Source organism: Bradyrhizobium sp. LHD-71 (genome assembly GCF_031157255.1).
Classification (GTDB): domain Bacteria; phylum Pseudomonadota; class Alphaproteobacteria; order Rhizobiales; family Xanthobacteraceae; genus P52-10.
On sequence record NZ_JAVIFX010000027.1, the window covers coordinates 71743 to 94858 of the forward strand.

The 23116-nt window shown below is 65.8% G+C and carries 18 protein-coding genes and 1 pseudogene; 5 read left to right on the top strand and 14 right to left on the bottom strand.

Features of this window, described 5'->3' with window-relative positions; translation table 11 throughout:
- Positions 1-78 precede the first annotated feature (78 nt).
- The 4 genes and pseudogenes from RCO31_RS26185 to RCO31_RS26200 all read right to left on the bottom strand — a co-directional run bounded on the left by RCO31_RS26185 (position 79) and on the right by RCO31_RS26200 (position 4565).
- Positions 79-1020: a dihydrodipicolinate synthase family protein gene (locus RCO31_RS26185; RefSeq protein WP_145640406.1), complete on the bottom strand. Its 942-nt coding sequence runs from the start codon at positions 1018-1020 to the stop codon at positions 79-81.
- A 123-nt stretch (positions 1021-1143) separates the two neighbouring features.
- Positions 1144-3224, bottom strand: a pseudogene (locus RCO31_RS26190) (methyl-accepting chemotaxis protein).
- Positions 3225-3348: 124 nt separating this feature from the next.
- Entirely contained in the window at positions 3349-4119 is a 771-nt protein-coding gene (locus tag RCO31_RS26195; RefSeq protein ID WP_145640409.1) for an enoyl-CoA hydratase, read from the bottom strand.
- Positions 4116-4565 carry a MarR family winged helix-turn-helix transcriptional regulator gene (locus RCO31_RS26200; RefSeq protein ID WP_145640411.1) on the bottom strand — a complete coding sequence of 150 codons (450 nt, stop codon included), beginning with the start codon at positions 4563-4565 and terminating at the stop codon, positions 4116-4118. The genes RCO31_RS26195 and RCO31_RS26200 overlap by 4 nt, the downstream gene beginning before the upstream one ends.
- Positions 4566-4688: 123 nt before the next feature.
- Between RCO31_RS26200 and RCO31_RS26205 the strand changes: the two genes are divergently transcribed.
- The gene (locus RCO31_RS26205; protein ID WP_231088593.1) at positions 4689-6056 is read left to right on the top strand and encodes an ATP-binding protein; all 1368 of its coding nucleotides are present in this window, start codon (positions 4689-4691) and stop codon (positions 6054-6056) included.
- Positions 6057-6088: 32 nt separating this feature from the next.
- Here the strand turns inward: RCO31_RS26205 and RCO31_RS26210 are convergent, their stop codons facing one another.
- From RCO31_RS26210 to RCO31_RS26240, 7 genes are all read right to left on the bottom strand, one after another.
- Positions 6089-7750 carry a tannase/feruloyl esterase family alpha/beta hydrolase gene (locus tag RCO31_RS26210; RefSeq protein WP_145640413.1) on the bottom strand — a complete coding sequence of 554 codons (1662 nt, stop codon included), beginning with the start codon at positions 7748-7750 and terminating at the stop codon, positions 6089-6091.
- 77 nt (positions 7751-7827) lie between these two features.
- Positions 7828-9072: a phosphoglycerate dehydrogenase gene (gene serA, locus RCO31_RS26215; protein WP_145640415.1), complete on the bottom strand. Its 1245-nt coding sequence runs from the start codon at positions 9070-9072 to the stop codon at positions 7828-7830.
- A gap of 150 nt (positions 9073-9222) precedes the next feature.
- The gene (locus tag RCO31_RS26220; protein ID WP_145640417.1) at positions 9223-10455 is read right to left on the bottom strand and encodes a rhodanese-like domain-containing protein; all 1233 of its coding nucleotides are present in this window, start codon (positions 10453-10455) and stop codon (positions 9223-9225) included.
- Between the two features lie 74 nt (positions 10456-10529).
- The gene (locus tag RCO31_RS26225; RefSeq protein WP_145640419.1) at positions 10530-11720 is read right to left on the bottom strand and encodes a PepSY domain-containing protein; all 1191 of its coding nucleotides are present in this window, start codon (positions 11718-11720) and stop codon (positions 10530-10532) included.
- Positions 11713-12729: an extracellular solute-binding protein gene (locus tag RCO31_RS26230; RefSeq protein ID WP_231088592.1), complete on the bottom strand. Its 1017-nt coding sequence runs from the start codon at positions 12727-12729 to the stop codon at positions 11713-11715. Before RCO31_RS26230 ends, RCO31_RS26225 begins: the two co-directional genes overlap by 8 nt.
- An 8-nt stretch (positions 12730-12737) precedes the next feature.
- Positions 12738-15080, bottom strand: a complete 2343-nt coding sequence (locus RCO31_RS26235; protein WP_145640423.1) for a TonB-dependent siderophore receptor — start codon at positions 15078-15080, stop codon at positions 12738-12740.
- A 187-nt stretch (positions 15081-15267) separates the two neighbouring features.
- Positions 15268-16152: a dihydrodipicolinate synthase family protein gene (locus tag RCO31_RS26240; protein WP_145640425.1), complete on the bottom strand. Its 885-nt coding sequence runs from the start codon at positions 16150-16152 to the stop codon at positions 15268-15270.
- 182 nt (positions 16153-16334) lie between these two features.
- Between RCO31_RS26240 and RCO31_RS26245 the strand changes: the two genes are divergently transcribed.
- Both RCO31_RS26245 and RCO31_RS26250 read left to right on the top strand, forming a co-directional pair.
- Positions 16335-17747, top strand: coding sequence for an FAD-binding oxidoreductase (locus RCO31_RS26245; protein ID WP_145640427.1), 1413 nt, complete (start codon positions 16335-16337; stop codon positions 17745-17747).
- Positions 17748-17753: 6 nt separating this feature from the next.
- Entirely contained in the window at positions 17754-18425 is a 672-nt protein-coding gene (locus RCO31_RS26250) for a GntR family transcriptional regulator (protein ID WP_145640429.1), read from the top strand.
- Positions 18426-18431: 6 nt separating this feature from the next.
- Here RCO31_RS26250 and RCO31_RS26255 read toward each other — a convergent pair whose 3' ends face one another.
- On the bottom strand, positions 18432-18596 hold the full coding sequence (locus RCO31_RS26255) for a hypothetical protein (RefSeq protein ID WP_308971444.1): 165 nt from the start codon (positions 18594-18596) through the stop codon (positions 18432-18434).
- A 140-nt stretch (positions 18597-18736) separates the two neighbouring features.
- On the bottom strand, positions 18737-19678 hold the full coding sequence (locus RCO31_RS26260; protein ID WP_145640431.1) for a DMT family transporter: 942 nt from the start codon (positions 19676-19678) through the stop codon (positions 18737-18739).
- A gap of 201 nt (positions 19679-19879) precedes the next feature.
- Between RCO31_RS26260 and RCO31_RS26265 the strand changes: the two genes are divergently transcribed.
- Positions 19880-21901: a YgiQ family radical SAM protein gene (locus RCO31_RS26265; RefSeq protein ID WP_145640518.1), complete on the top strand. Its 2022-nt coding sequence runs from the start codon at positions 19880-19882 to the stop codon at positions 21899-21901.
- Positions 21902-21918: 17 nt separating this feature from the next.
- On the opposite strand, the gene RCO31_RS26270 is transcribed toward RCO31_RS26265, so the two are convergent.
- A complete protein-coding gene (locus RCO31_RS26270) occupies positions 21919-22212 on the bottom strand; it encodes a DUF718 domain-containing protein (protein WP_145640433.1) in 294 nt (97 codons plus the stop codon).
- A 444-nt stretch (positions 22213-22656) separates the two neighbouring features.
- On the opposite strand from RCO31_RS26270, the gene RCO31_RS26275 reads away from it, so the two are divergent.
- The gene (locus RCO31_RS26275; RefSeq protein WP_145640435.1) at positions 22657-23115 is read left to right on the top strand and encodes an Rrf2 family transcriptional regulator; all 459 of its coding nucleotides are present in this window, start codon (positions 22657-22659) and stop codon (positions 23113-23115) included.
- Position 23116 lies beyond the last annotated feature (1 nt).

Below are 23116 nucleotides of genomic sequence, written 5' to 3' on the forward strand. Positions count from 1 at the left end.
TAGTTCCGTCATTGCGAGCGAAGCGAAGCAATCCAGGTCTTCTCCTCCTAGACAGTCTGGATTGCTTCGTCGCTTCGCCTACTTCCCCCACCGCAGCGCCAGGGCGTCGCGCTCCTTGGCGAGCTCCAACAGGCCCGCGCGCGTCGCCGGATGCAGCGGCTGCAGTGGGTGGCGCACTGCGTCCGATCTGATCACGCCGCCGGCCTGCATCATGACCTTGCAGGCGATCAGGCCGCATTGACGGTTCTCGTAATTGATCAGCGGCAGCCAGCGCTCATAGGCGGCTTTGGCCTCCTCGCGCTTGCCGGCGAAATAGGGATCGATGATCTGGCGGATGCCGTCGGGATAGCCGCCGCCGGTCATCGCGCCGGTGGCACCGGCATCAAGATCGGCCAAGAGCGTAATCGCCTCCTCGCCGTCCCAGGGCCCCTCGATGTCCTTGCCCCCCGCCTCGATCAGGCTGCGCAGCTTCGAAGCCGCGCCGGGCACCTCGATCTTGAAATAGCGGATGTTGGAGAAATCGCGCGACAACCGCGCCAGCAGCTCGACCGAGAGCGGCGTGCCGGCGACCGGCGCGTCCTGGATCATGATGGGGATGTCGATCGCGCCGGAGAGCACCTTGAAGAACTCGATGATGCCCTTCTCGGGCACGCGGAAGGTCGCGCCGTGATAGGGCGGCATCACCATCACCATGGCGGCGCCCGCCGCCTCGGCCTGCTTGCTGCGCGCGGCGCAGACGGACGAGCTGAAATGCGTGGTGGTGACGATCACGGGAACCCGGCCGGCGACGTGTTCCAGCACCGCATGCATCACGGTCTCGCGCTCGGCGTCGGTGAGGACGAACTGCTCGGAGAAATTGGCGAGGATGCAGAGGCCGTGCGAGCCGGCGTCGATCATGAAATCGATGCAGCGGCGCTGGCCCTCGAGGTCGAGCTCGCCGCGCTCGTCGAAGATGGTGGGCGCGACCGGGAACACACCGCGATAGGGGCGCTGGGCCTTGTGTTGTGGCGTGACCGGCATCGAACTCTCCATCCCATGTTACGTCTACAGCAAGCGCTCACGCGCGCTGCGGACAGATGTACTCGCCACGCCGACCGGCGGCAATGCCGATCACATTACATCTGGACGGAGGTGCAATCGAGGCTACGCGGTCTTCACCGCGCCCAGGAAGCCCTCGACGCGACGCGGAGACGATCGGCGTCGGCCGACATCTTCCTGACGGAGTCCGACAGCACCGTGCCGGCGTTGCCGGTTTCCTGGTTGAGGCTGGCGACGCTGCCGATGGTGTCGGTGACCTCGCGGGTGCCCTGGGCCGCCTGCTGGAAGTTGCGCGAGATCTCGGTGGTGGCCGCGCGCTGCTCTTCGACCGCGGCGGCAATCGCGGTCATCTTCTCGTCGATGCCGCTGATGGCACCGCCGATCGAGCGGATGGCCGCCACGGCCTGGCCGGTGGCGCCCTGGATCTCCGCGACCTGGCGCGAGATCTCCTCCGTCGCGGTCGCGGTCTGCGCCGCGAGACTCTTGACCTCGCCGGCGACCACGGCGAAGCCGCGGCCGGCTTCGCCCGCGCGCGCCGCCTCGATCGTGGCATTCAGAGCCAGGAGATTGGTCTGGGCGGCGATGGCATTGATCATCTTGACGACCTCGCCGATGCGGCTTGCGGTCTGGTCGAGAATCTCGACGGTCGCGTTGGTCTGCTCGGCCTGCGCGACGGCCTCGCGGGCCTCGCGCGCGCTCGACTGCACCTGCGCGGAGATCTCGCCGACGGATGCGGAGAGCTCCTCCGTCGCGGCGGCGATGGTCTCGAGATTGTTGGTGGCCTGCTCGGCCGCCGAGGAGACCGCCGCAGTCTGGCTGCTGGATTCCGCGACCAGCGAGCGCACGTTGGTTGCGGTGGCATCGAGCTCCCGCGTGGACGCCGCAACGCTGTGGATGACGGCCTGCACCGTATCGTCGAAGCTGCGGCAGGCCGCATCGACCGTGCCGGAGCGGGCGAGCTGCAGCGCCTGCTGCGATTCGCGTTCCTGGCCCAGGCGTTCCGCGGTCGCCGCGCTCTCGCGCAGGCTTTCCAGCGCGGCAGCCATGGTGCCGAACTCGTCGGGATGACGGGATTGCGGCACCGGCGTCGCATAGTCGCGTGCGCTGATGCGGGCGATGGCATCGAGGATGGCGCGCACCGGGCGCATGAGGCGGTTGCGCACCACGTAGACACCGGCCAGGGTCACGGCCAGCGCCAGCACGAACGCGAACGATTGCACGATGAGATTGGTGAGGGCTTTCTCCTGAACCGTCTCCGCGCGCGCGATCGACAGGTCGAGCGCCTTGTGTGCGACCGCGACGATGGACGCAAACGGCGATTGGCACAGCGCGTTCCATTCCGAGGCCGGCATCGCCGGCCGGCCGCTGCCGTCGAGATTTTTGGTGATATCACCAATCTGCTTGACGACGCCGTCAGTCTTGGCGCGTGCCTCCTTGGCCGTGTTGACGAGGTCAGGCGTCACGTCGGGCGCGGCCAGCAGCTCCTCCATGCCGGTCCAGCCGGCGGTGACGATACCGTTCCAGCCGGCGACGGTCTGCTTTTGTGCGTCGTCGAGCGGCTTCGAGCTGTTGACGTTCGAGCGCAATGTCGAGCACTGGATGCCGTAGCGATCACGCACCTGCCAGGCGAGGCGGCGCGCCTGAATCATGCGGGCGATGTAGGGATCGTTCATCCAGGCACGGTTCGACACCGCGGTGGACGCGAGATTGGCGGTCTCGATCACCTTGGTGACCGCATCGTACCAGGGTGCGGTGCGCTCGACCTTGCGCTCGGCGCGCGGCAGCTTGGCCTCGTCGTAGAACAGCTGGAACTTCGGCGCGGCCTCGCTCCAGCGCTGCTTCAGCGTGCTTGCGAGCTCGTCGCGGCGGGCAAATTCGACGGTGGCGAGCGCGGCCATGATGGCGTCGAAGCCGGCCTGCTCCGACTTCTCGGCGGTGCCGAGCTTGGCGCGCGGATCGTCCTCGCCGAGCAGCGCGCTCTGGGCATCGCCGCGATTGTTGCGCAAGGACAGCACGCCCTGGAAGATCGCCTTGTCGGCGTTCGCCAGCCGCTCGGTCTCCAGGCTGTCGCTGTAGCGGCCGAACGCCCCGAACATCTGGATCGCCGTGCTGGTCAGCGCACCGACCGCCAGCAGGGCCATCAGGACGAGGAGAAGCGTGCTTACCGATTTCTTAAACAATGCCATGGGTGGGGCGGCCTACTCGTCACGAGGAGGCCACCCTGCACCGCGACATGCCAAGGTTTGGTTAAGACTTTAATCAAATACCTGCGGTTGCGCCGCTGCGCCCCTCCCGCAGGGCTGTGTTCCCTCACGCAACCCTGGTGAAATCCGGCGGCCGGCGCTCGGCAAAGGCGGTGAAAGCCTCGCGTGCTTCCGCGGTGCGCAGGCGCTGCGCGAACTGCTCGCCTTCGGCCTGCATCTGCGCGACAAGTGCCTCACCGTTTCGCATCAGCTTCTTGGTGGCCGTGAGCGCGCCGGCCGGCTGGCGGGCGAGGCGCTGCGCGAGTGCCAGCGCCTCGCCGTCGAGCCTGTCGAGCGGCACCACGCGGTTGGCGATGCCCCACTCCAGCGCCGATTTGGCGGCAACGGTCTCGCCGAGCGCGAACATCTCATAGGCGCGGGCATAGCCGATGCGCGCCGGCATCAACAGGCTGGACGCCGCTTCCGGCACCAGCGCGAGGCTGACGAAGGGCGTCGACAGTTGCGCGTTATCCGCGAGCACGACGAGATCGCAATGCAGCAGCATGGTGGTGCCGACGCCGACCGCGCGGCCCTGCACCGCCGCAACCAGCGGCCGGGTGCAACGCGCCAGCGACTGGATGAAGCGCACGACGTTGCGGCTGCCTTCCGATTTTCCGGCTGCGACGGCCGCGAATTCACCAACGTCGTTGCCCGCGGTGAACATGTCGCCCTCGCCGCGGATCAGGATCACGCGGGCCGATGGATCGAACTCGGCGGATTCGATGGCGTCGGCGAGCTTGCCGTACATCGCATCCGTCAGCGCGTTCTTCTTGTCGGGGCGCGCCAGCGTGAGGGTGAGAATTCCACCGTTGTTCTCGATCCGGACGTGGTCGGTCATTGCTCTGCTCCTCTTGGAAACTTGTCCTGAATGCTCGTCAGCCAGCGCGCGACGATGTCGATCTCGGCGGCCGTGAATCCTTCCGTCAGCGCCGCATTGACCTCCGCCGCGCCGGCCTTCGCCTGAGCCAGCGCGGTGCGTCCCTTCGGCGTCAGCCAGATCCGCCAGGCGCGTCCGTCCTCACGGTCGGCCCGCCGCTCTATCAGTTTCGCCAACTCGGTGCGATCGACCAGGCCGGAAATGCCGGCCGGCCCAAGATCCAGAGCCGCGCCCGCCTCGCCCATCAATACACCGTCTTGCCGGCCGAGGATGAACAACAGACCGGCCTGCGCCGGCGTCACCTCGCTCTCGGGCCGCGTCGCCATCCAGCGCTGCAGCCGGCGGTGTGCGACGCTCAGCAGGTAGATCAGCCGATGATGCCGCGCGCCGGCGTTATTATTTCGCATGCGAAATAGATAGCTGCTGCCGGTTTCCTTGTCAAAGGGCTTGACGTCATCGCACGCGTGTGTTCCTTATTTGTTCTGTACCCGTTTTAGTTGCAGACAAAGAGGCACACCCTGGTGGAGAGATTGGCGCAAGCGGAAGAGCAGGACCAGGAGCACGAAACGGAGGGTGAGCATGCCTATGCCTTCGGAGTTCTGGACGCGTACTTCGAAGGCTTCCCGCTCAGTAAGCTCGTGACCACCACCCGGCAGTTTCCCGGCCATATGCGGGTGGACGTCCAGGCCGCGCTCGACAAGCTGCTGGGAGCGCACATCGACTTGCTCGGACTTGCCGAGGAAAGCTATGACGCGCTGTCGTTTGCGCGCCTGCTCCGCGACGATCGAAGCGCCGTGCCGATCGCGCCGCTGCAATATTCCGACGTCGATATCGGCGAGGGCAATCCGTCCCGGTGCCTCGACAATGGTTTGTGGCTCTGCGAGCAAGACGGTTTGCGCCATGCGGTACTGCTCTGCGCCAATCGGGAATCCCGTCGCGAGCCCGGCATACGGATCGAAATCATGGTGTCCGCGGGAAGCGCGGGGGCGGCCGTGGTGCAGCGCTGCTTCGGCGCGCTCGAAGACGCCGTGCAGTCCGCGCGCACCTATCGCGGCAAGATCCTGTCGCTCGAGGAGTCTTCCAACTACCGCGGCGAATCCCGCGGCATCAATGTGCATCGGCTGCCGACCGTCGGGCGCGACGAGGTAATCCTGCCGGAGCGGACTCTGCAGCTGCTCGATCGCAACGTGCTGAATTTCGTCAACACGCGCGATCAATTGCGGCGGCTCGGGCAATCAACGCGCAAGGGCATCCTGCTTTATGGACCGCCCGGCACAGGTAAGACCCATACGATCCGCTATCTCGCAACACATCTGCCTGGACATACGACCCTGATTATCACGGCCGAGCAGATCGGCCTGCTCAGCGCCTATATGGGCCTGGCGCGGCTGCTGCAGCCTGCGATGGTGGTGATCGAGGACGTCGACCTGATCGCGCGCGACCGCCGCAACATGGGGCCATGCGAAGAACCCCTGCTCAACAGGCTGCTCAACGAGATGGACGGACTGAAGCAGGATGCCGACATCCTTTTCGTTCTCACCACCAATAGGCCGCAGGACCTGGAAGCTGCCCTGGCCGGTCGCCCCGGCCGCATCGACCAGGCCATCGAAGTGCCGCTCCCGGACGAGAGTGGCCGCAGCAAGCTGGTGCGCCTCTATGGCAAGGAATTGCCGCTCGACGACGCGATCGTCATCGAAGCTGCCCGCCGCAGCGAGGGGACAAGCTGCGCCTTCATCAAGGAATTGATGCGGCGGCTGGCGCAAGCCAGCCTGGCGCGCGACGGCGGCAACTCGACCGTCTCGGCCGACATCGACGAAGCCCTCGACGACATGCTGTTCTCCGGCGGCCGGCTGAATGCGCGCCTGCTCGGCGGGGCGCAGGCGATGGCAGCGGGGTAACGTTCGCCGTCATCCATTCGCCTCGTCGCCTCTCAGGGCGCGCAGGTAAAGCTCGAAGCCTCCGTCACCGAACCACTCTTGTAGTGCGGCCAGGACGGCCAGCGGCACAGCGGCAGCGCACGCGTCACTGCAAATGACGGCGCCTCTACCTTCTGCTCGGTGACCTCGAGATCGCCGGGCGCCTTGCCCTTCTCGACCCAGTCGACCAGCACACTCAGCATGTCGACATTGGCCGGCGCGCCGGAGCCGACATGGTCGACGCCGGGCGCGGTATAGAGGCGGGCGAACTCCGCGGTCTCGGCCTTGCCGAGCTTGCGCTCGACGCTCTCGAAATAGCGGATGCCGGCATAGGGGCTCTGCGCGTAATCGGCCATGTGCTCGAGCATGATAAGCCGGCCACCGCGCGCGCGAAAACGGCTGAGATCGGGATCGGTCGAATCCATCAGCCTGGAGACCTCGAGCAGCCGCGCCTTGTGGTCCTCCACCTTGTAGGTGGTGACGTCGAGCTTGGGATCGCGTGCGAACACATATTGAATGCCGCCGGCGCCGTAGATCCAGGCGATGCCGTTGTTGGGCGCAGGCGGCTGCGCGGGCGGCGCGGTGCCGAGCCACCAGGCGACCCAGCCGCCGGTCGGGCCAACGGCCGGGATGTCCTCGCCGGAGATGCCCCAACCCGGATAATCGTCGAGACCATTGGCGAGCGGGAACGGGAATTTGTAGGTCCCATGCAGCGTGTTGACGGCCTTGATCTGCGCCTCGGTGAGGCACTGATCGCCGCTCTGGCCCGCCGCGCAGCGCAGCGTCTCGATCTTGAACGCCGCCTTGCAGGAAACGGGATCCTGCACCAGCGCATCGTCGGAGCCGTCGGCCTTGTCGCAAGCCGAACGCACCGCATCGCCCACGAGCTTGACCTGCGCCGGATTGATCCAGCCCTCGCCCATGGTCGCAAGGCCCCCGCGCGTGCCGGCATGCTGCAGGCCGACCCAATTGATCACGGGCACGCGGGCGAAGATGCCGTCGAAATCGTCGGGATAGCGCTGCGCCATGGTGAGGCCCTCGCGGCCGCCCTCGGACGAGCCCATGAAATACATCTTTTCAGGCATCTTGCCGTAAGCACGCTGCATCAGCGCGACGGCGGCATCGCGCACCTTCTTGTAGGAACGATGAGCAAAGTTCTCGAACGCTTCGTCGTTGAGCGCGAAAACCTGCGGCGGCTCGCCCTGCTTGGTCTCGTGGCCGGAATCGGTGCCGTAGGTGACGAAGCCGCGCGCGAGCGGCGACGGCTTGTCGAAGGGATAGGCCGGCGGCAGCGCCAAGCCGGTGATCAGCACGCCGTTGAAGCCGCCGCCGCCATATTGCAGCGAGCGGCCGTTCCACTCGACGGGAAGATTGACCTGGAATTTGATCGGCGGCGCCTTGGGATCGGCGGGGTCGATGTGTCCGAGCACCTTGCAGAAGACGGGATTGGCCGGCGTGACGCGCCCCGACGGGGTCGGTCCGCGCTCGGCGACGGCGAGAGGCGATGGCGACTGCAAAGTCGCGGCATCGATCTTCACGGCGTCAGCGCCGCCAACGAGACCCTTGCAGACGGCCTCGGCGTCTTCAGCCAGCGTCGCCGCCGAGGCGCAGTTTGCAGCCAGCAAGGTCGCCGCGCCGACGGGCAATGCACAGAGCTTCGCACGCAGTTGCGCCATTGTTTCCCCCCGGTTCTCTTCTGGTTCGATCAGGAGGCCGCATTGAAGTCGACCGCCGGCCGGCCGTCAATGACGCTCTAGTGCTCGAACACCAGCCGCGCTCCGACCGTGCCTTCGAGGCTGCGGATCTGATCGAGCAGCGCCGCCGAATCCTGGCCGGCGAGATCGGCATCGAGCACGACATAGCCGAGGTCGCCGGCGGTCTCGAGATATTGCGCGGCGATGTTGATGTCGCGCTGCAGGAAGACCTCGTTCAGGCGCCGCAGCATGCCCGGCACGTTGCGATGGACATGGCTGAAGCGCGCGCCGGAGGGGCGAAGATGCAGCTGCACCTCGGGGAAGTTCACCGCGCCCATGGTCGATCCCGTGATGAAATAGTCGACCAGCTTGCGTGCGACCTCCCCGCCGATGCGCTCCTGCGCCTCCTCGGTCGAGCCGCCGATATGCGGCGTGAGGATGACGTTCTCCACGCCCTGCACCGGGCTGTTGAAACGATCCGAATTCGAGGACGGCTCGACCGGAAACACGTCGACGGCGGCGCCGGCGAGATGACCCTCACGCAACGCGCGCGCGAGCGCATCGAGATCGACCACGGTGCCGCGGCTGTTGTTGATCAGGAACGAGCCCGGCTTCATCGCCCGTAGCTCCTTCTCGCCGATCATCCCGGCGGTTTCCGGCGTCTCGGGCACGTGCAGGCTGACGACGTCGCTCTGCGCCAGCAGATCTTCCAGTCGCTCGACCGGCTCGGTGTTGCCGTGGCGAAGCTTGTCGGTGCGGTCGAAATAGATCACGCGCATGCCCATGGCTTCGGCGAGCGTGGACAGCTGCGAGCCGATATTGCCGTAGCCGACGATGCCGAGCGTGCGGCCGCGCACCTCGCGGCTGCCGGTCGCCGACTTGTCCCAGCCGCCCCCATGCGCCGATACCGAGCGCGGAAAGATCCGCCGCAGCAGCATCACGATCTCGCCGATCACGAGCTCGGCGACGCTGCGCGTGTTGGAGAACGGTGCGTTGAACACAGGAATGCCGCGCTTGCGCGCCGCCAGGAGATCGACCTGGTTGGTGCCGACGCTGAAGCAGCCGACCGCGAGCAGCTGGTCGGCGGCGCCGAGCACGTCATCGGTGATCTGGGTGCGCGAACGGATGCCGAGCAGCGACACGCCCTTGAGCGCTTTGCGCAGATGCTCTCCGTCCAGCGCCTTGGTCAGGCGTTCGACATTGGTAAAGCCCGCGCTCTTGAACAGCTCGACAGCGCTATCATTGACGCCTTCGAGCAGCAGCGCCTTCGCAGTCCGCTCGGGGCTTTGGCCTGGGGCTGGCATGGTGTCTCCGTCAGTCACAGCTTTGCCGCAGCTCTTAGACCGCGGACGGTGCGCGGCACAATAGGGCGTGGATACGGGGAGAAGATGGCGGGCGGCAGGGACGGCCTACCAAACGGCATCGCCTTTGCGCGGAGTTGACGGACGACAGAATCAAATCACGTAGAATCCGTGCGTCGCGTCGAGCCGGAGCTGTTCGACCAAGCCGTACTCCCAGTCGAGATAGGCTTGCATCGCGGCTTCGGCGACGTCGGTACCTTCATAGGGCCGGCGGTAACGATGCGCCGGGTCGGGCTTCGGCAGCACCAGCGGCGGGGCGATCTCGAGCGCGCCGTCATAGCCGCCTTCGAGCACATAGACCTCCCAGCCCATCTGGGCGAGCCATGATGCCGTCATGTCGGCACGGACGCCCTTGTCGTCGGTCAGCAAAATTCGCGCGCCGCGGACCGGCGCCGCCATGTCGGTCTCCTGAACGAGCTGGCCGCCGGGATAATGACGAAAGCCCGGCAGATGGCCGGCGGCATATTCCTCGGCGTCGCGCACGTCGAAGCGATAGAGCGTGTGATCAGTTTGCGCGAGCAGCGCCGCCATCTCGCTCGCACCGATATGACGAACGCCGGCACGATAGGCGACGTCGCGGGCATTGGCCGGACCGCCCTCGAACGGTCCGATCGCGCCGCGCCTGTCGGCACCGTGGTCAAGCGTGTGTCTCGCCAGCGTCCAGCCGATCGTGCCGTTGCGCAGCGCGCGCACCTTGTTGGGCACACCGGCATTGATCAGCGACTGGGTGCCGATGATCGAGCGCGTGCGGCCGGCGCAATTGACGATGATGGTGGTTTCAGGATCGGGCGCAGCCTGCCCGGCCCGCAAGACCAACTCGGCGCCGGGCACGCTGACCGAGCCCGGAATGTTCATGGTCGCGTATTCGTCGAAGCGGCGGACGTCGAGGATGGCAATGTTGGCCTTGTCAGCGATCAGCTTTGCCACTTCGTCGGCACTGAACGAGGGCGTGTGACGGCGCGACTCGACCAGTTCGCCGAATGCCTTGGAATAGGAATTGACGTCCTCGAAGACCTGATAGCCCGCCGCGCGCCAGGACTTCAGTCCACCGTCCAGCGCGCTGATATTGGTGTAACCCAGCGCCGCAAGCCGCTCCGCACCCACAGCGACGAGGCCTTCGCCGTCATCGTAAAGTACGATCGGAACGTCCTCGCGCGGCAGCCTGATCTCGGCCTCGACGGCGATCCGGCCGGCCGCCATGTTGGCGGCGAACAGCGGATGTCCGGTCGCGAACGCCGCCTCATATCTGAGATCGAGCAGCGCGATCTCTTCGCGCAGCAGCAGCGCGCGGCGGATCTCGGCGGGAGTGACGGTGGAAAGCTTCATGGCGCGGACCTTGACGAGAACAGGCCATGGGCTTTTGAACGATTGTCGCGCGCTTGGCTAGCCTTCGTGTCCGCTCACTCGCCCGGAACGAGCCGGCCGAGCGGCGGCTGCGCCGGGCGCCGCAGCCTGCGGCGCGACAGATAGAGCAGGACGCCGGTGACCGAGAACAACGGCATCAGCGCCGCCGCGATCATGAAGGCGAGCTTGCCGGGCCAGCCCAGGATGGCACCGCGGTGGATGTCGAGCATGTTAGCGATGATCTTCTCGCCAAAAGACTTGTCGGCGTACCGCTCCGCGGAAACCAATTGTCCCGAGACGGCATCGATGCGGAATTCGTCGCGCGAGGTGTCGAGCGTCGTCTCCTTCGACCACGATCGGATCCGGATCGCTGTGCCGGCGCCGGCCGGCAGCGTCAGCAACGCCTTCGAGAAGTGGCCGCCCTCCTCGCGCCGGAACGTCGTCCACGCCTGGTCGAAACCGATCGCTTGCGCCTCGATACGGCCGGCCTCACGCGGCGGCTTTGCAGACATCTTGGGCTGCATCTTGGCCGCGGCGACATGCGGCCGCGACAGCAGCCAGACCACGCCATCCTTGTACCAGTCGAACGAGTACCAGAGCCCGGTGAGCGTCATTAACAGATAGACCGGAAACACCCAGGTGCCGATGACGGCGTGCAGCGAGCGATGCAGACCGCGCCCACTGAGACCGAGATTGGGTTTGAGCCACATCTTCACGCTGCCGGCGCGGCGCGGCCAGCGCAGCACGAGGCCGGAGATCAGCATCACGATCAGGCCGAGCGCGGCGACGCCAGTGACCTGGCGCCCCCAGCCCTTGGCATCGCCGGGGATGAGCAGCCAGCGATGCAGCCTGCGCACGGTCGCGAAGAATTCCTCGCCGCGCGGGGAGCCCAGCACGCGCGCGTCATAGGGGTCGACGTAGAGCGAGGACGGCCTTGCGCCCTGCTCGTCGCGGCCGAAGCGAACCCGCACCGCTGCCGACGGGTCGCTCGACAGCGCGACGGCGGAGACTTTGCCGGCGTCCTGCGCCGCCTTGAGCCGCGCGACCAGTTCGTCCGGCATCAGCGCCGACGCTGGGCGTGGCGCGACGTGCATGATATCGGCGTTGAGATGATCGAGGATTTCATCCTCGAAGCTCATGACCGCACCGGTCAGCGCGATCAGGGCGAGCAGCAGCGCGAGCACGAGGCCGGCGATGGAATGGACCTGAAGCAGGGCCGCCTTGATTGTGTGGCCCGCTCTACTCATCGAAGCCGACCTTCTTGATCAGGACGATCGCGGCCTGCTGATGCGCGGCGATCTCATCGATCGGCAGTGCATCTGCTGTGAACGCGCCCATATCGGCGACGATCGGGGCCTGCCTTGCCGAGGCCAGCACAGGGTATTCGAGCTCAGCGGCAGCGAAAATCCGCTGCGCCGCCGGCGTGACGAGGAACTCGACGAATTTCTGCGCAGCCTCCGGATGTGGCGCATGCTTCGCGAGGGCTGCGCCGGCGAGGTTCACATGCGCGCCGCCACCTTTGAAGGCGGTCGGAACAGCCCTGACCGCCTCGGCCCAGGCGCGCCAGTCAGGCCCCTCCCGTCCGTCGCGCAATTGCGCCAGCGCAACGGTGTTGCCGATGCCGATCTCGCATCTGCCCTCCGCGATCTCGCGGATTACGTCATTGTCCTTGCCCTCAGGCCTGTGGGCGAGGTTAGCCTTCAGCCCGGCGAGCCAGACCTCGGTCGCGGCATCACCGTGATGGACGTGATAGGCCGCAACCAGCGCGACATTGTTCTGATGCAGCGCCGAGCGCATGCACAGCTTGCCGCGCCATCGGGGATCGACCAGATCTTCATAGTCGATCTGAGCAAGCGCGCTGTCCTTGCGCACGAATGCGACGCGGGGGCGGATCGCAAGCGCAACCCATTGCGCGCCGTTGCCGCGCAGGTTTGCCGGCACGGCCCGTTCGATATGCGTCGAAGTGAAGACCTGGGTCAGGCCATGCGCGGCAAGCTGGGTGGTCTTGTCGAGCCCGATGGTCAACAGGACATCGGCGGGCGATGCCTCGCCTTCCGATACGAGACGCCTGATGAGACTGTCCTCGATGAAGACGATTTTCACGCCGATGCCGCTGGCTTCCGTAAAAGCCCCAGCAACCGGCGCGACCAGAGCGGCCTCCCTGGTCGAGTAGAGCGTCATCTCTTCGGCGCGGCTTGGGGCCGTCGTGCAGGCAGCCGCCAGGGCGATCAGGATCGCGATGGCTATGTGCCGCATCGACATCGCTAGAACTTCACCGTCGCCGAGAGCGACACGCGCCGGGCATCGCCGACGGCGACGTTCAGATTGTTGACGGCGGAGGGATAATAGACCTTGTCGAACAGGTTCTTGACGTTGAATTGATAGATCACCGGGAATTGCTCGTACCTGGTCTCGTAGGTCGCGAAGATGTCGGCGACCACGTAGGACGGCAGGAAGAAGGTGTTGATGGCATCACCGGGACGGTCGCCGACATAGCGGGCGCCGCCTCCGAGGCGGAGCTGACCTGGCAACGCCGTCCCGAAGTCGTAGACGAGATAGAGCGAGGCCGTGTTCAGGGCGACGTTTTGCAGCTTCTTGCCGAGCAGCGTCAGATCCTGGGAAGCCGTCACTCGCGCATCGGTATAGCCATAGCTTCCGATCACGGCCCAGCTGTCCGTGAGCCTCCCGGTGACGTCGATCTCGACCCCGCGCGCGCGTGCCTTGCCGGCCGTCGTATAGACGTTTAGGCCGAGCGCGGGGTTAAATTGGCTGACCAACACGTTCTGCTTCTCGACCTCGTAGACCGCAAGCGTACCTGAGAGACGCTTGTTATCGAACTTGAGACCGGTCTCGTACTGCGTGCCTTCTTCCGGAGCGATGTTCGAACCCAGCACGAAGCCGCCGCTATTTGCCAACGGAGCAATCGTCGAATTCGGCTTCAGCGACTGGGTATAGCTCGCATAGAGCGAAAGCTCGTCGGTGAGCTTGAGGATCGCACCTCCGAGCGGCAGCACCTTGTCCTGGGAGACGTTGGTGTTGACGATGAAAGGCTTTCCACGCCCGGCGATCTGATCGTAGTCCATATAACGCACGCCGCCGACCAGCGCGAACCGCTCGGTCAGATGCAGCGTGTCCTGGAAGAACAGTGACCACTGGCCGAGCTTGTCGGTTTGGGCGCTGTCGCTGTTCGAGACGGTTGTCCCCGGTCCGATCAAACCGTAAATGGGATTGTAAACATTGATGGGCGGCGTGGCCTGCCGGATCAGATTGTCGCGGTAGATGGTGCGATACTGGCCGTCGCCGCCGAACAGCACCTCGTTGCGCATGTTGCCCAGCCAGAAGCCGCCGGAGACGTAGGACGTTCCGTAGCTGACATTGCTGAGCGAGCCCTGCGTGCCGTCATTGCTGCGCGTCTCGTTGCCGGTCGTGAAGTTGATACCGGTGATGCGGAGCTGGTTGGCGCTGAAGGTTTCGGTGTTGTAGCTGTAACCGGCGTAGAGCTTCCAATCCTGATTGAAACGGTGCTCGACCGAGGCCTGGATCAGGTCGGAGGTTCCCCAGGTGTTGTTGAACGGCTCGTCCAGCCTTCGCGTGGCGGGCACGGCGAGCGGCGCCTTGGTCACCGGATTGAATGCGGTGCCGCGGTCGAATGGATAGATGAACTCGCGATGCTCGTAGTTGAGCTGCACCGTGGTGTCCTGGCCGTACCAGGCCAGTGACGGCGCCACCAGCATCTCGCGGTGCCGGCCGAAATTGCGCCAATAGTCCTCACTGACGCCGTAGCCGATGAAGCGATAGGCGAGGCCCTGGTCGCCGATCGGACCGGTGACGTCGAGCAGGCCGTCGGCGCCGGTTTTCGAGGCGCTGTAGGCCGAGCCGAGCAGCGTGACCGAGCCGTGCTGGTAGAGCTCGGGACGCTTGCTGATGGTGTTGACGATGCCGCCGGGATCCATGATGCCGTAGAGCAGCGAGGCCGGTCCCTTGAGCACCTCCACGCTTTCGACGGCGGGATTGAAGCTGCGGCCCTGCACCAGCGGCATGCCGTTGCGCATGATCGAGCCGTCGCGGTTGTCGCCGAAGCCGCGGCGGATCACGGCGTCCTGGCTGCCCGCGAGTGTATTGGTCTGGGTGATGCCGGAGACGTTGATGAGCGCATCGTCGATGTTGCGCGGCAACTGGTCCTTCAACACCTGCTCTGGCACGACGTTGACCGCCTGCGAGGTGTTCAGCGGCGAAGCGCCGCTGCGTAGCGTGGTCGCGCTCGGCATCGCGCGATAGCCGAGCTTCGCGGCCTGTTGCGCGGCGGCTTCCGCCGCAGCGCGCTCCGAGAGCGTCGGTACGGTGGGCGCCGGACTGGAAGTGCGACTGCGCTGGCGCGTGGCAGTTTGCGCGCGGCGTGGCGATTGTTCGGATGCGCGCGCCGGCCGCGGTCGCTGCACGGGGGCCTCCACCGTCACCGGCGGCAGTGCCGATTGCGCCTGCGCAATCGTCGTGCTGGAGGAGGATTCAGCGAGCAGCACGGCCGCGCCAATGAGAAGACTTGCACGGCTCTTGCCGCCACGAGTTCGACGGCCATCGACAGGTTGGCCGTCCAGATAAGCAGGCACGATTCACTTCCAGGTCAGACGCAGCATTGAAGCTGGCGCGTCTAACAGTCGCAGCGCGTCAAGAGAACCGTAAGTCGGCTTGAATAGCTCTAGTATTGAAGCGTTCTAAAGACACAGCGCATCGGACCGCAATCAGCAATTGCGGCCGCGGCTTCCGCGGCACGCAACGCGCGAATTTGCTGCGTAATCACGCGATGACGGGCGCCGTCAGGTCGTCGAGCTGTCGCTTGAACGCGGCACCGTCGGACAACGCACGAAGCGGCGGACGCACGCGCAGCCAGCCCGCATCGCCCGTCTGCGCCGCCAGGATCGCCTTCAGCGTCGGGAGGAAGGACGGCGTCTTCAACACGACGTCAATCGCGGCCTGCATGCGCGCCTCGACATCCCCGCCGTCGAGCATGCCCTTGACCAGCTCGGGCACGATGTTGGCCATGCCGCAGATGGTGCCGGCGCCGCCGGCGGCGACCGCACGGGCGATATCAGCCTCGTTGCCGACGGTGATGGCGAGCTCGGGCGCGGCCGCACGGAACGCCTGAAACTGCTTGAAGTCGCCGCTGGAGTCCTTCAGGCCTGCAACGATCTTGCCGTAGCGTTTGCGTAAGTTGGCGGCGACACTGGTCGGGATCGCAACGCCCGAGACCTGCGGGATGTGATAGAGATAGGCGCGCAGGCGATCGTCGGCGACGCCGTCGATGATCGCGGCGAAGGCGTCCTCAACGCCCTCGGGCGTGACGCCGCGGTCGAAGTATGGCGGCAGCACCAGCACGTGGCGCAGGCCGAGGCCGAGCACGGTGCGCGACAGCGCGACGCCGTCGGTGATGGCGGGGAAGCCGCCGCCGATGCCCATGCGCTCCGGCGCGACGCCCGCCTTGAGCAGGGCTTCGATGGTCGCAACGCGCTCAGTGACATTGAACGAGGTGCCCTCGCCGGTGGTGCCGAACAGCACGACACCGTCGACGCCCTTGCCGAAGAGCTGCTTGGCATGAGCCGCGAGCTTGGCCGCGTCCACGCTGCCGTCCGCCGCCAGCGGCGTCGCCGACGCCACCCATAAGCCGCGAATTGCCTCCGTCATCCCATCGCCCTTTTTGCTGCGAGCCGGGACCCAAGCCTTTGATTCGGAAGGATCTTAGGCTGTGTCCTGAGTCACTATTTTTACTTTACTTTTGACCTTGTACCTTACATACAAGAGTGGCGCAATTCCTTTCCACCCTCGCGGCGCGCATAAGGCGCAACTGATTTTAGCGGAGGTCTCGCATGGACATGGCAACTCCCCCTGGGCGTGCCGACCACCTGCTCGGCGCACTGCGTGACAGGCTCGGCGCGGCTGCGGTGCTGACCGGCAGCGAAGTGCCGGCGCGCAATTGCAACGATTGGAGCGCGAGCCTGCCGCAGACGCCGCTGGCGGTGATCCGTCCGCGCGATGCGCAAGGCGTTGCCCATGCGATCGCGACCTGCCGAGAGGCCCGGCTGCCGTTCGTGCCGCAGGGCGGCTTGACCGGGCTGTGCCGCGGCGCCTCGCCTGAAGCGGGCTGGGTCGCGATCTCGCTGGAGCGCATGACCGGGATCGAGGAGATCGATCCCGCCTCGGCGACGATGACGGTGAAGGCGGGCACGCCGCTGGAGACGATCCAGAAGGCCGCCGACGAGGCCGGCTTCTTCTTCCCGCTCGATCTCGGCTCGCGCGGCTCCTGTGCGATCGGCGGCAATCTCTCCACCAATGCCGGCGGCAACCGCGTGATCCGCTACGGCATGACGCGCGAGCTGGTGCTCGGTCTCGAAGTGGTGCTGCCCGACGGCACCATCATCACCAGCCTTAACAAGCTGATGAAGAACAATGCCGGGTACGATCTGAAGCATCTCTTCATCGGCTCGGAAGGCACGCTCGGCATCATCACCCGCGTGGTGCTGAAACTGTTTCCAAAGCCGCGCTCGACCATGGCCGCGCTCTGCGCGCTCAAGGATTATGCTGCGGTGGTCGCGCTGCTCGGCGCCGCGCGCAGCGGGCTCGGCCCGTTGCTGTCGGCCTTCGAGGTGATGTGGCCGGACTACTGGGACGTCATCACGACTCGCGCCGGCGTGAAGCCGCCGGTCGCGGCGGGCCACGGCCTCTACGTGCTGGTCGAAGCGCAGGGCACCGACGAAAGCCTCGATGCGCCGCGCTTCCAGGCCTGGCTCGAAGAGCTGATGGAGCGCGGGCTGCTGGCGGATGCCGCCGTGGCGCAGTCGCTGGCGCAAACGCAGAGCTTCTGGCGCGTGCGCGACATCTGCGCCGAATTCGGCCAGGTGCTGGGTCCGCACATCTCCTACGACATCGGCCTTGCGGTGGCGCGGATGGACGAGTTCACCACGCGCTGCAAGGCCGCGCTCGCCGCCGGCATCAAAGGCTGCGAGAGTGTCTATTACGGCCATATCGGCGACGGCAATCTGCACCTCGTCTCCTGGGTCACAGGACTTCCGGTCGAGCAGCAGCCGAAGGAAGAGATGGATGCGATCATCTATGGTCTGGTGCGCGAGCTTGGCGGCAGCGTTTCCGCCGAGCACGGCATCGGCACGCTGAAGAAGCAATGGCTGGGGCACGCCCGCAGCGAGGCCGAGATCGCGCTGATGCGGACGCTGAAGGCTGCGCTCGATCCTGATCATCTGCTCAATCCCGGCAAGGTGATCTGAGGGCATATGCGCTCGCTCAAGCTCGATACGCCGAAATCGCTGTCCCAGCGGGTGATGCAGCGGCTGCGTCAGGCCATCATCGACGGCGAATTCGCGTTAGGGGCTGCCATCTCCGAGGAGATGGTGGCGAACTCCTTCGGCGTCAGCCGCACGCCGGTGCGCGAGGCGATGGGCCTGTTGCAGGCACAGGGGCTGGTGGTGATCCGGCCGCAGGTCGGCAGTTTCGTCTTTACGCCGAGTGCGGAAGACATCACCGCGCTCTGCACCTTCCGGATCGCACTCGAACCCAGGGCGGCCGAGCTCGCCTTTCGCCATGATCGCGACGGCGCCATTACGGCGATGAACGACGCGATCGCGGCGATGGAGCCGGCGATTGCCGCAAAGGACAACATCGCCTATGGCCGGGCCGATACCGCCTTCCACGAGGCGCTGTTCACCCATTGCGGCAACCGCTATCTCGCCGAATCCTATCAGCTCGCCTCCAGCCGCGTCGCCGCGCTGCGCACCAATCTGACTTCGCCGATCGACGTGCGCACCCGCACCTCCTTCGACGAGCATCGCAAGCTGCTCGACCTGTTCGCGCGCGGCGAGCACGCTTCATTCGAGGCGCTGATGACGATGCATATCACCAATTCGGGCGTGGTCTATGCCAAGGCCCTGAAAGTGGGAGCGGACTGAAGGCGCCTAGTGAGCGTCCTTGGATCCCGGCCTGTCCAGGAAATCCAGAGCGGTGTTGATCTGCTCGAGCTGGTGCTCGATCTTGTCGCGGTCCTCGACCGACGGCACCCTTTCGAGCTGTTCCACAAGCTTCTGCTTCCGCAATAGCAAGTTCTCAATGACTGTACTCACAGGTCCCCCATCGCCAGAGGCGACGCCGCGAACGCCGACATGATGGAGGCGCGCGCAACCGGGCCCGCACGGACCCCTAATCAGAATGTTCGCAGCCGCGGATGGTTCCTGCGCTTGAACCAGGACTCGTTCAGATGGAACTATCGGCGCAGGCTGGCCCAGACGCCGCCGAGGATCAGCAGCCCGCCGACGAGATGAATCAGCCCCGGCGGCTCACCGAGGATCGCGAAAGACAACAGGGCGCTTGCAACCGGTCCGAGGTAGAGGACGAGCGAGGTCCGCACCGAACCGAATTTGGCACCGAGCCAGGCAAAGCCGGCATAGGCAAGCAGGCCAGGAACGATCCCGGCGAAGACATAGGCCGATAGCGCCTTGGTGCTGAAGATTTGGGCGGGCATGGCCCACATTTCCCAGGCCGCGAGCGGCAGCGAGAACAAGGCGCCGGCGGCCGAGAACAGGCTGATGCGTGCAAGCAGCGACGCCTTCGGTGCGGCGCGCGATTGCAGCAGCGTATAGCCGGACCAGCCCAGCATCGCGATCACGACCAGGCCGTCGCCGGCCGCCGTCTCCAGTTCGAACAACGTGGCCGGATGGCCGCCGGAAATGATCAGCAGCGCACCCGATAGCGCGAGCGCCGTACCGAGCCATTGCAGCAAGCCGACATGCTCGATCTTGAGCGCCGCAGAGATCATCAGCACCGTGATCGGCGAGAGCGCCATGATCAGCGCGATGTGGATCGCCGTCGTCGACACGCCCGCGGCATAGACCGGACCGCCGCACAGAAACATGCCCATGAAGCCGGCGGCAAGAATCGGCCAGATGTTGCCGAGCGGCACCTGGCCTTCGCGGATCTCCTTGAGCGCGATCGGCGCGAGCCCGATGGCGACGATGCTCCAGCGAAAGAAGGCGAGCGCAAAGGACGGGACCGAGCCCGCAAGCCCGCGCGCGAGAATCTGATTGGAGGCCTGCGCGGTCGCCACCACAATGAAGCCGATCAGCGCAATCGCGCCGAGCCAGGTGCCGGTGGATGGCGCTGCGCTCGCGACCGCACCGCTGCCGCCGTCTGATGATCCCTTGCCCATGGAGCGACCGAATACGCCATGGCCGCTACGGTGAGAACCCGGATCGCCGCATGCGACGATTGCAGCGCTCAAAGCCGATCGGGCTCACCGCGCATGGATACGGTGCTTGACGCGGACACGGGCGGACGACATGAGGCGGAACCGCCGATTTCACGCGCCCGTCGGTTGAATTCGCGGGCCTCGAGTCCTATGCGTAAGCGCATGGACATCCAGATCATCGCCGCCGAAAAGCCCCTGATGGCCCAGGCCCGGCCGCGCAAGCCGGCGCCGTTCCTCCCCATGAGCCGCGCCGAGATGGACGCGCTCGGCTGGGACGCCTGCGACATCGTGCTGGTGACCGGGGACGCCTATGTCGATCATCCCAGTTTCGGCATGGCCATCATTGGCCGGCTGCTGGAAGCGCAAGGCTTCCGCGTCGGCATCATCGCGCAGCCGGATTGGCACTCGGCCGAGCCGTTTAGGGCATTGGGCAAGCCGCGCGTATTCTTCGGCGTCACCGGCGGCAACATGGATTCCATGGTGAACCGCTACACCGCGGACCGGCGCCTGCGCCATGACGACGCCTACACGGCCGGCGGCGAAGGCGGCAAGCGGCCGGACCGCTGCACCATCGTCTACGCCCAGCGCTGCCGCGAGGCGTTCAAGGATGTGCCGATCGTGCTCGGCGGCATCGAGGCCTCGCTGCGCCGGATCGCGCATTACGACTACTGGTCCGACAAGGTGCGCCGCTCGGTGCTCGCCGACGCCAAGGCCGACCTCCTGCTCTACGGCAATGCCGAGCGCGCCGTCGTCGAGGTGGCACAGCGCCTTGCCGCCGGCGAGGCTCCGCGCGAGCTCGATGACATCAGGGGCGTCGCACTGTTCCGCCGCGTGCCGGAAGGTTACACCGAGCTGCACGCCGACGATCTCGATTCTGCCGACGAGGGCGCAACGCGCCAGAAGGGCGCGATCGTGATCCGGCTGCCCGCGCTGGAGCAGGTCGAGCAGGACAAGGAAGCTTACGCCCGCGCCTCGCGCGTGCTGCATCGTGAGAGCAATCCCGGCAATGCCAGGCCGCTGGTGCAGCGTCATGGTGATCGTGATCTCTGGCTCAACCCGCCGCCGATCCCGCTGACCAGCGACGAGATGGACGCGGTCTACGATTTGCCTTACGCGCGCGCGCCGCATCCATCCTATGGGGACGCGAAGATCCCCGCCTGGGACATGATCAAGTTCTCGGTGACGATCATGCGCGGCTGCTTCGGCGGCTGCACCTTCTGCTCGATCACCGAGCACGAGGGCCGCATCATCCAGAACCGCTCGGAAGGCTCGATCCTGCGCGAGATCGAGAAGATCCGCGACAAGACGCCGGGCTTCACTGGCGTGATCTCCGACATCGGCGGCCCCACCGCCAACATGTACCGGATGGCCTGCAAGGACCCCAAGGTCGAGGCGGCATGCCGGCGGCCGTCCTGCGTCTTCCCCGAGATCTGCCCGAACCTCAACACCTCGCATGACGACCTGATCCGGCTCTATCGCAAGGTGCGCGAGACCAAGGGCATCAAGAAGGTGATGGTCGCCTCCGGCGTGCGCTACGACCTTGCGGTCGAGAGCCCCGAATACATCAAGGAGCTCGTCACCCATCACGTCGGCGGCTATCTGAAGATCGCGCCCGAACATACCGAGCGCGGCCCGCTGGACAAGATGATGAAGCCGGGCATCGGCGCCTACAACAAGTTCAAGCGGATGTTCGATGAAGCGGCCGAGCGCGCCGGCAAGAAATATTACCTGATCCCCTATTTCATCGCGGCGCATCCGGGCACGACGGACGAGGACATGATGAACCTCGCGCTCTGGCTCAAGAAGAACCGCTATCGCGCCGACCAGGTGCAGACCTTCCTGCCCTCGCCGATGGCGACCGCGACGGCGATGTATCACACCGGCGTCAATCCCTTGCGCGGCGTGCGGCATGGCGGCAGCGACAAGGTGGAGGCGATCAAGGGCCTGCGCCAGCGCCGCCTGCACAAGGCGTTCCTGCGCTATCACGATCCCGACAATTGGCCGGTGCTGCGCGAGGCCCTGATCGAGATGGGCCGCCGCGACCTGATCGGCTCGCAGCCGCACCAGCTCGTGCCTGCGCACCAGCCGCCCGGCACCGGCAAGGCCGCCGGCACCAAACGCCCCGTTCGCCCCGGCGGCAAGACGCAGCGCTTCACGACCAAGGGTCTGCGGGTGATGAAGTAGCGGGCGCTACGCGCCTGCTACAGCGCGAGCACGACCTCGCCCGAGACCGCATCCGTCACGCCGCGTCCATTGCCCTGATCCTCGAGCACGGACCTGAAACTGTCGAGGGTCTTGATCATCGCAGGGCGGGCCGCGACCATCGCATCCTGGCTGGCCCAGGTGCCGATGAGGCAGAAGGTCTGATCGCCGGTCTTGATGATGACGCCGTGCTCCAGCCCGGGCCATTTGGCCTTGCCGTTCCGGTGCGCGTCGAGGAAGGCGGCTTCCTCGCCCGGCTTCACCTTGAACTTGACCACGTTGTAAACCTGCATGATGCGCCTCCGAAAAAAATGAATGGATGAAAACGGGCGCCACGCGAGGTCGGGAACGAAAAGTCCACATGGTCGCCCAGCCGATTGTCGCCCTCGCGCGCGGCGCCGTCACCGTGACAAATCAGCGTGGCGATCTCGGTCTTTTCAGACCGCCGAAAACAAAGTGCGAAAACAACCCCATGCACAGTAGACGGCATGAACGGGATCAATGACTTAGCCGCAGCGCTGCAACGCTGACGCGTCGGGCAGAGCGGCGTTGCCCCGTCGGGCAAAGCAGCGGCATGATGGCATGATCGGACGCAGATGCGTGACGTCCAATTGGCGCTCTACTAGCAGTGCCGCTCATCCCGACAATCGCACGGCATCCTCGTTGCTCGGCAGGCCGCACTGACGTGCGACAGCGGGCCGTTGACTTTGGCCCCTATATGCAACATATGAAGTTACATGAGACGCGATTCCCGATTGTCCGGCGTGCTCCACGTGCTGCTGCACATGGCGCAACAGCCCGGCCCGTTCACGTCCGAGACCTTGGCGAAGGCGATGGACACCAACCCGGTGGTGATCCGCCGCATCATGGCGGGCCTGCGCGAGCTCGGTTACGTCCGCTCCGAGAAGGGGCATGGCGGCGGCTGGCGGCTTGCGTGTGACCTCGCGAAGGTGACGCTGCGCGACGTCTACGCCGCGCTCGGCAGCCCAGCGCTGCTGGCCATGGGCAACAGGACGGAGTCGCCGGGCTGTCTCGTCGAGCAGGCCGTCAATGCCGCGCTCGACCAGGCCTTTCACGATGCGGAAGCGTTGCTGCTGTCGCGCCTCGGCGAGGTGACGCTGGCGATGCTGAGCGAGGATTGTCGCAAGCGCCTCGGCTCGCGCAAACATCAGGGCCTGCGCGCCCATGGCGCGTGAC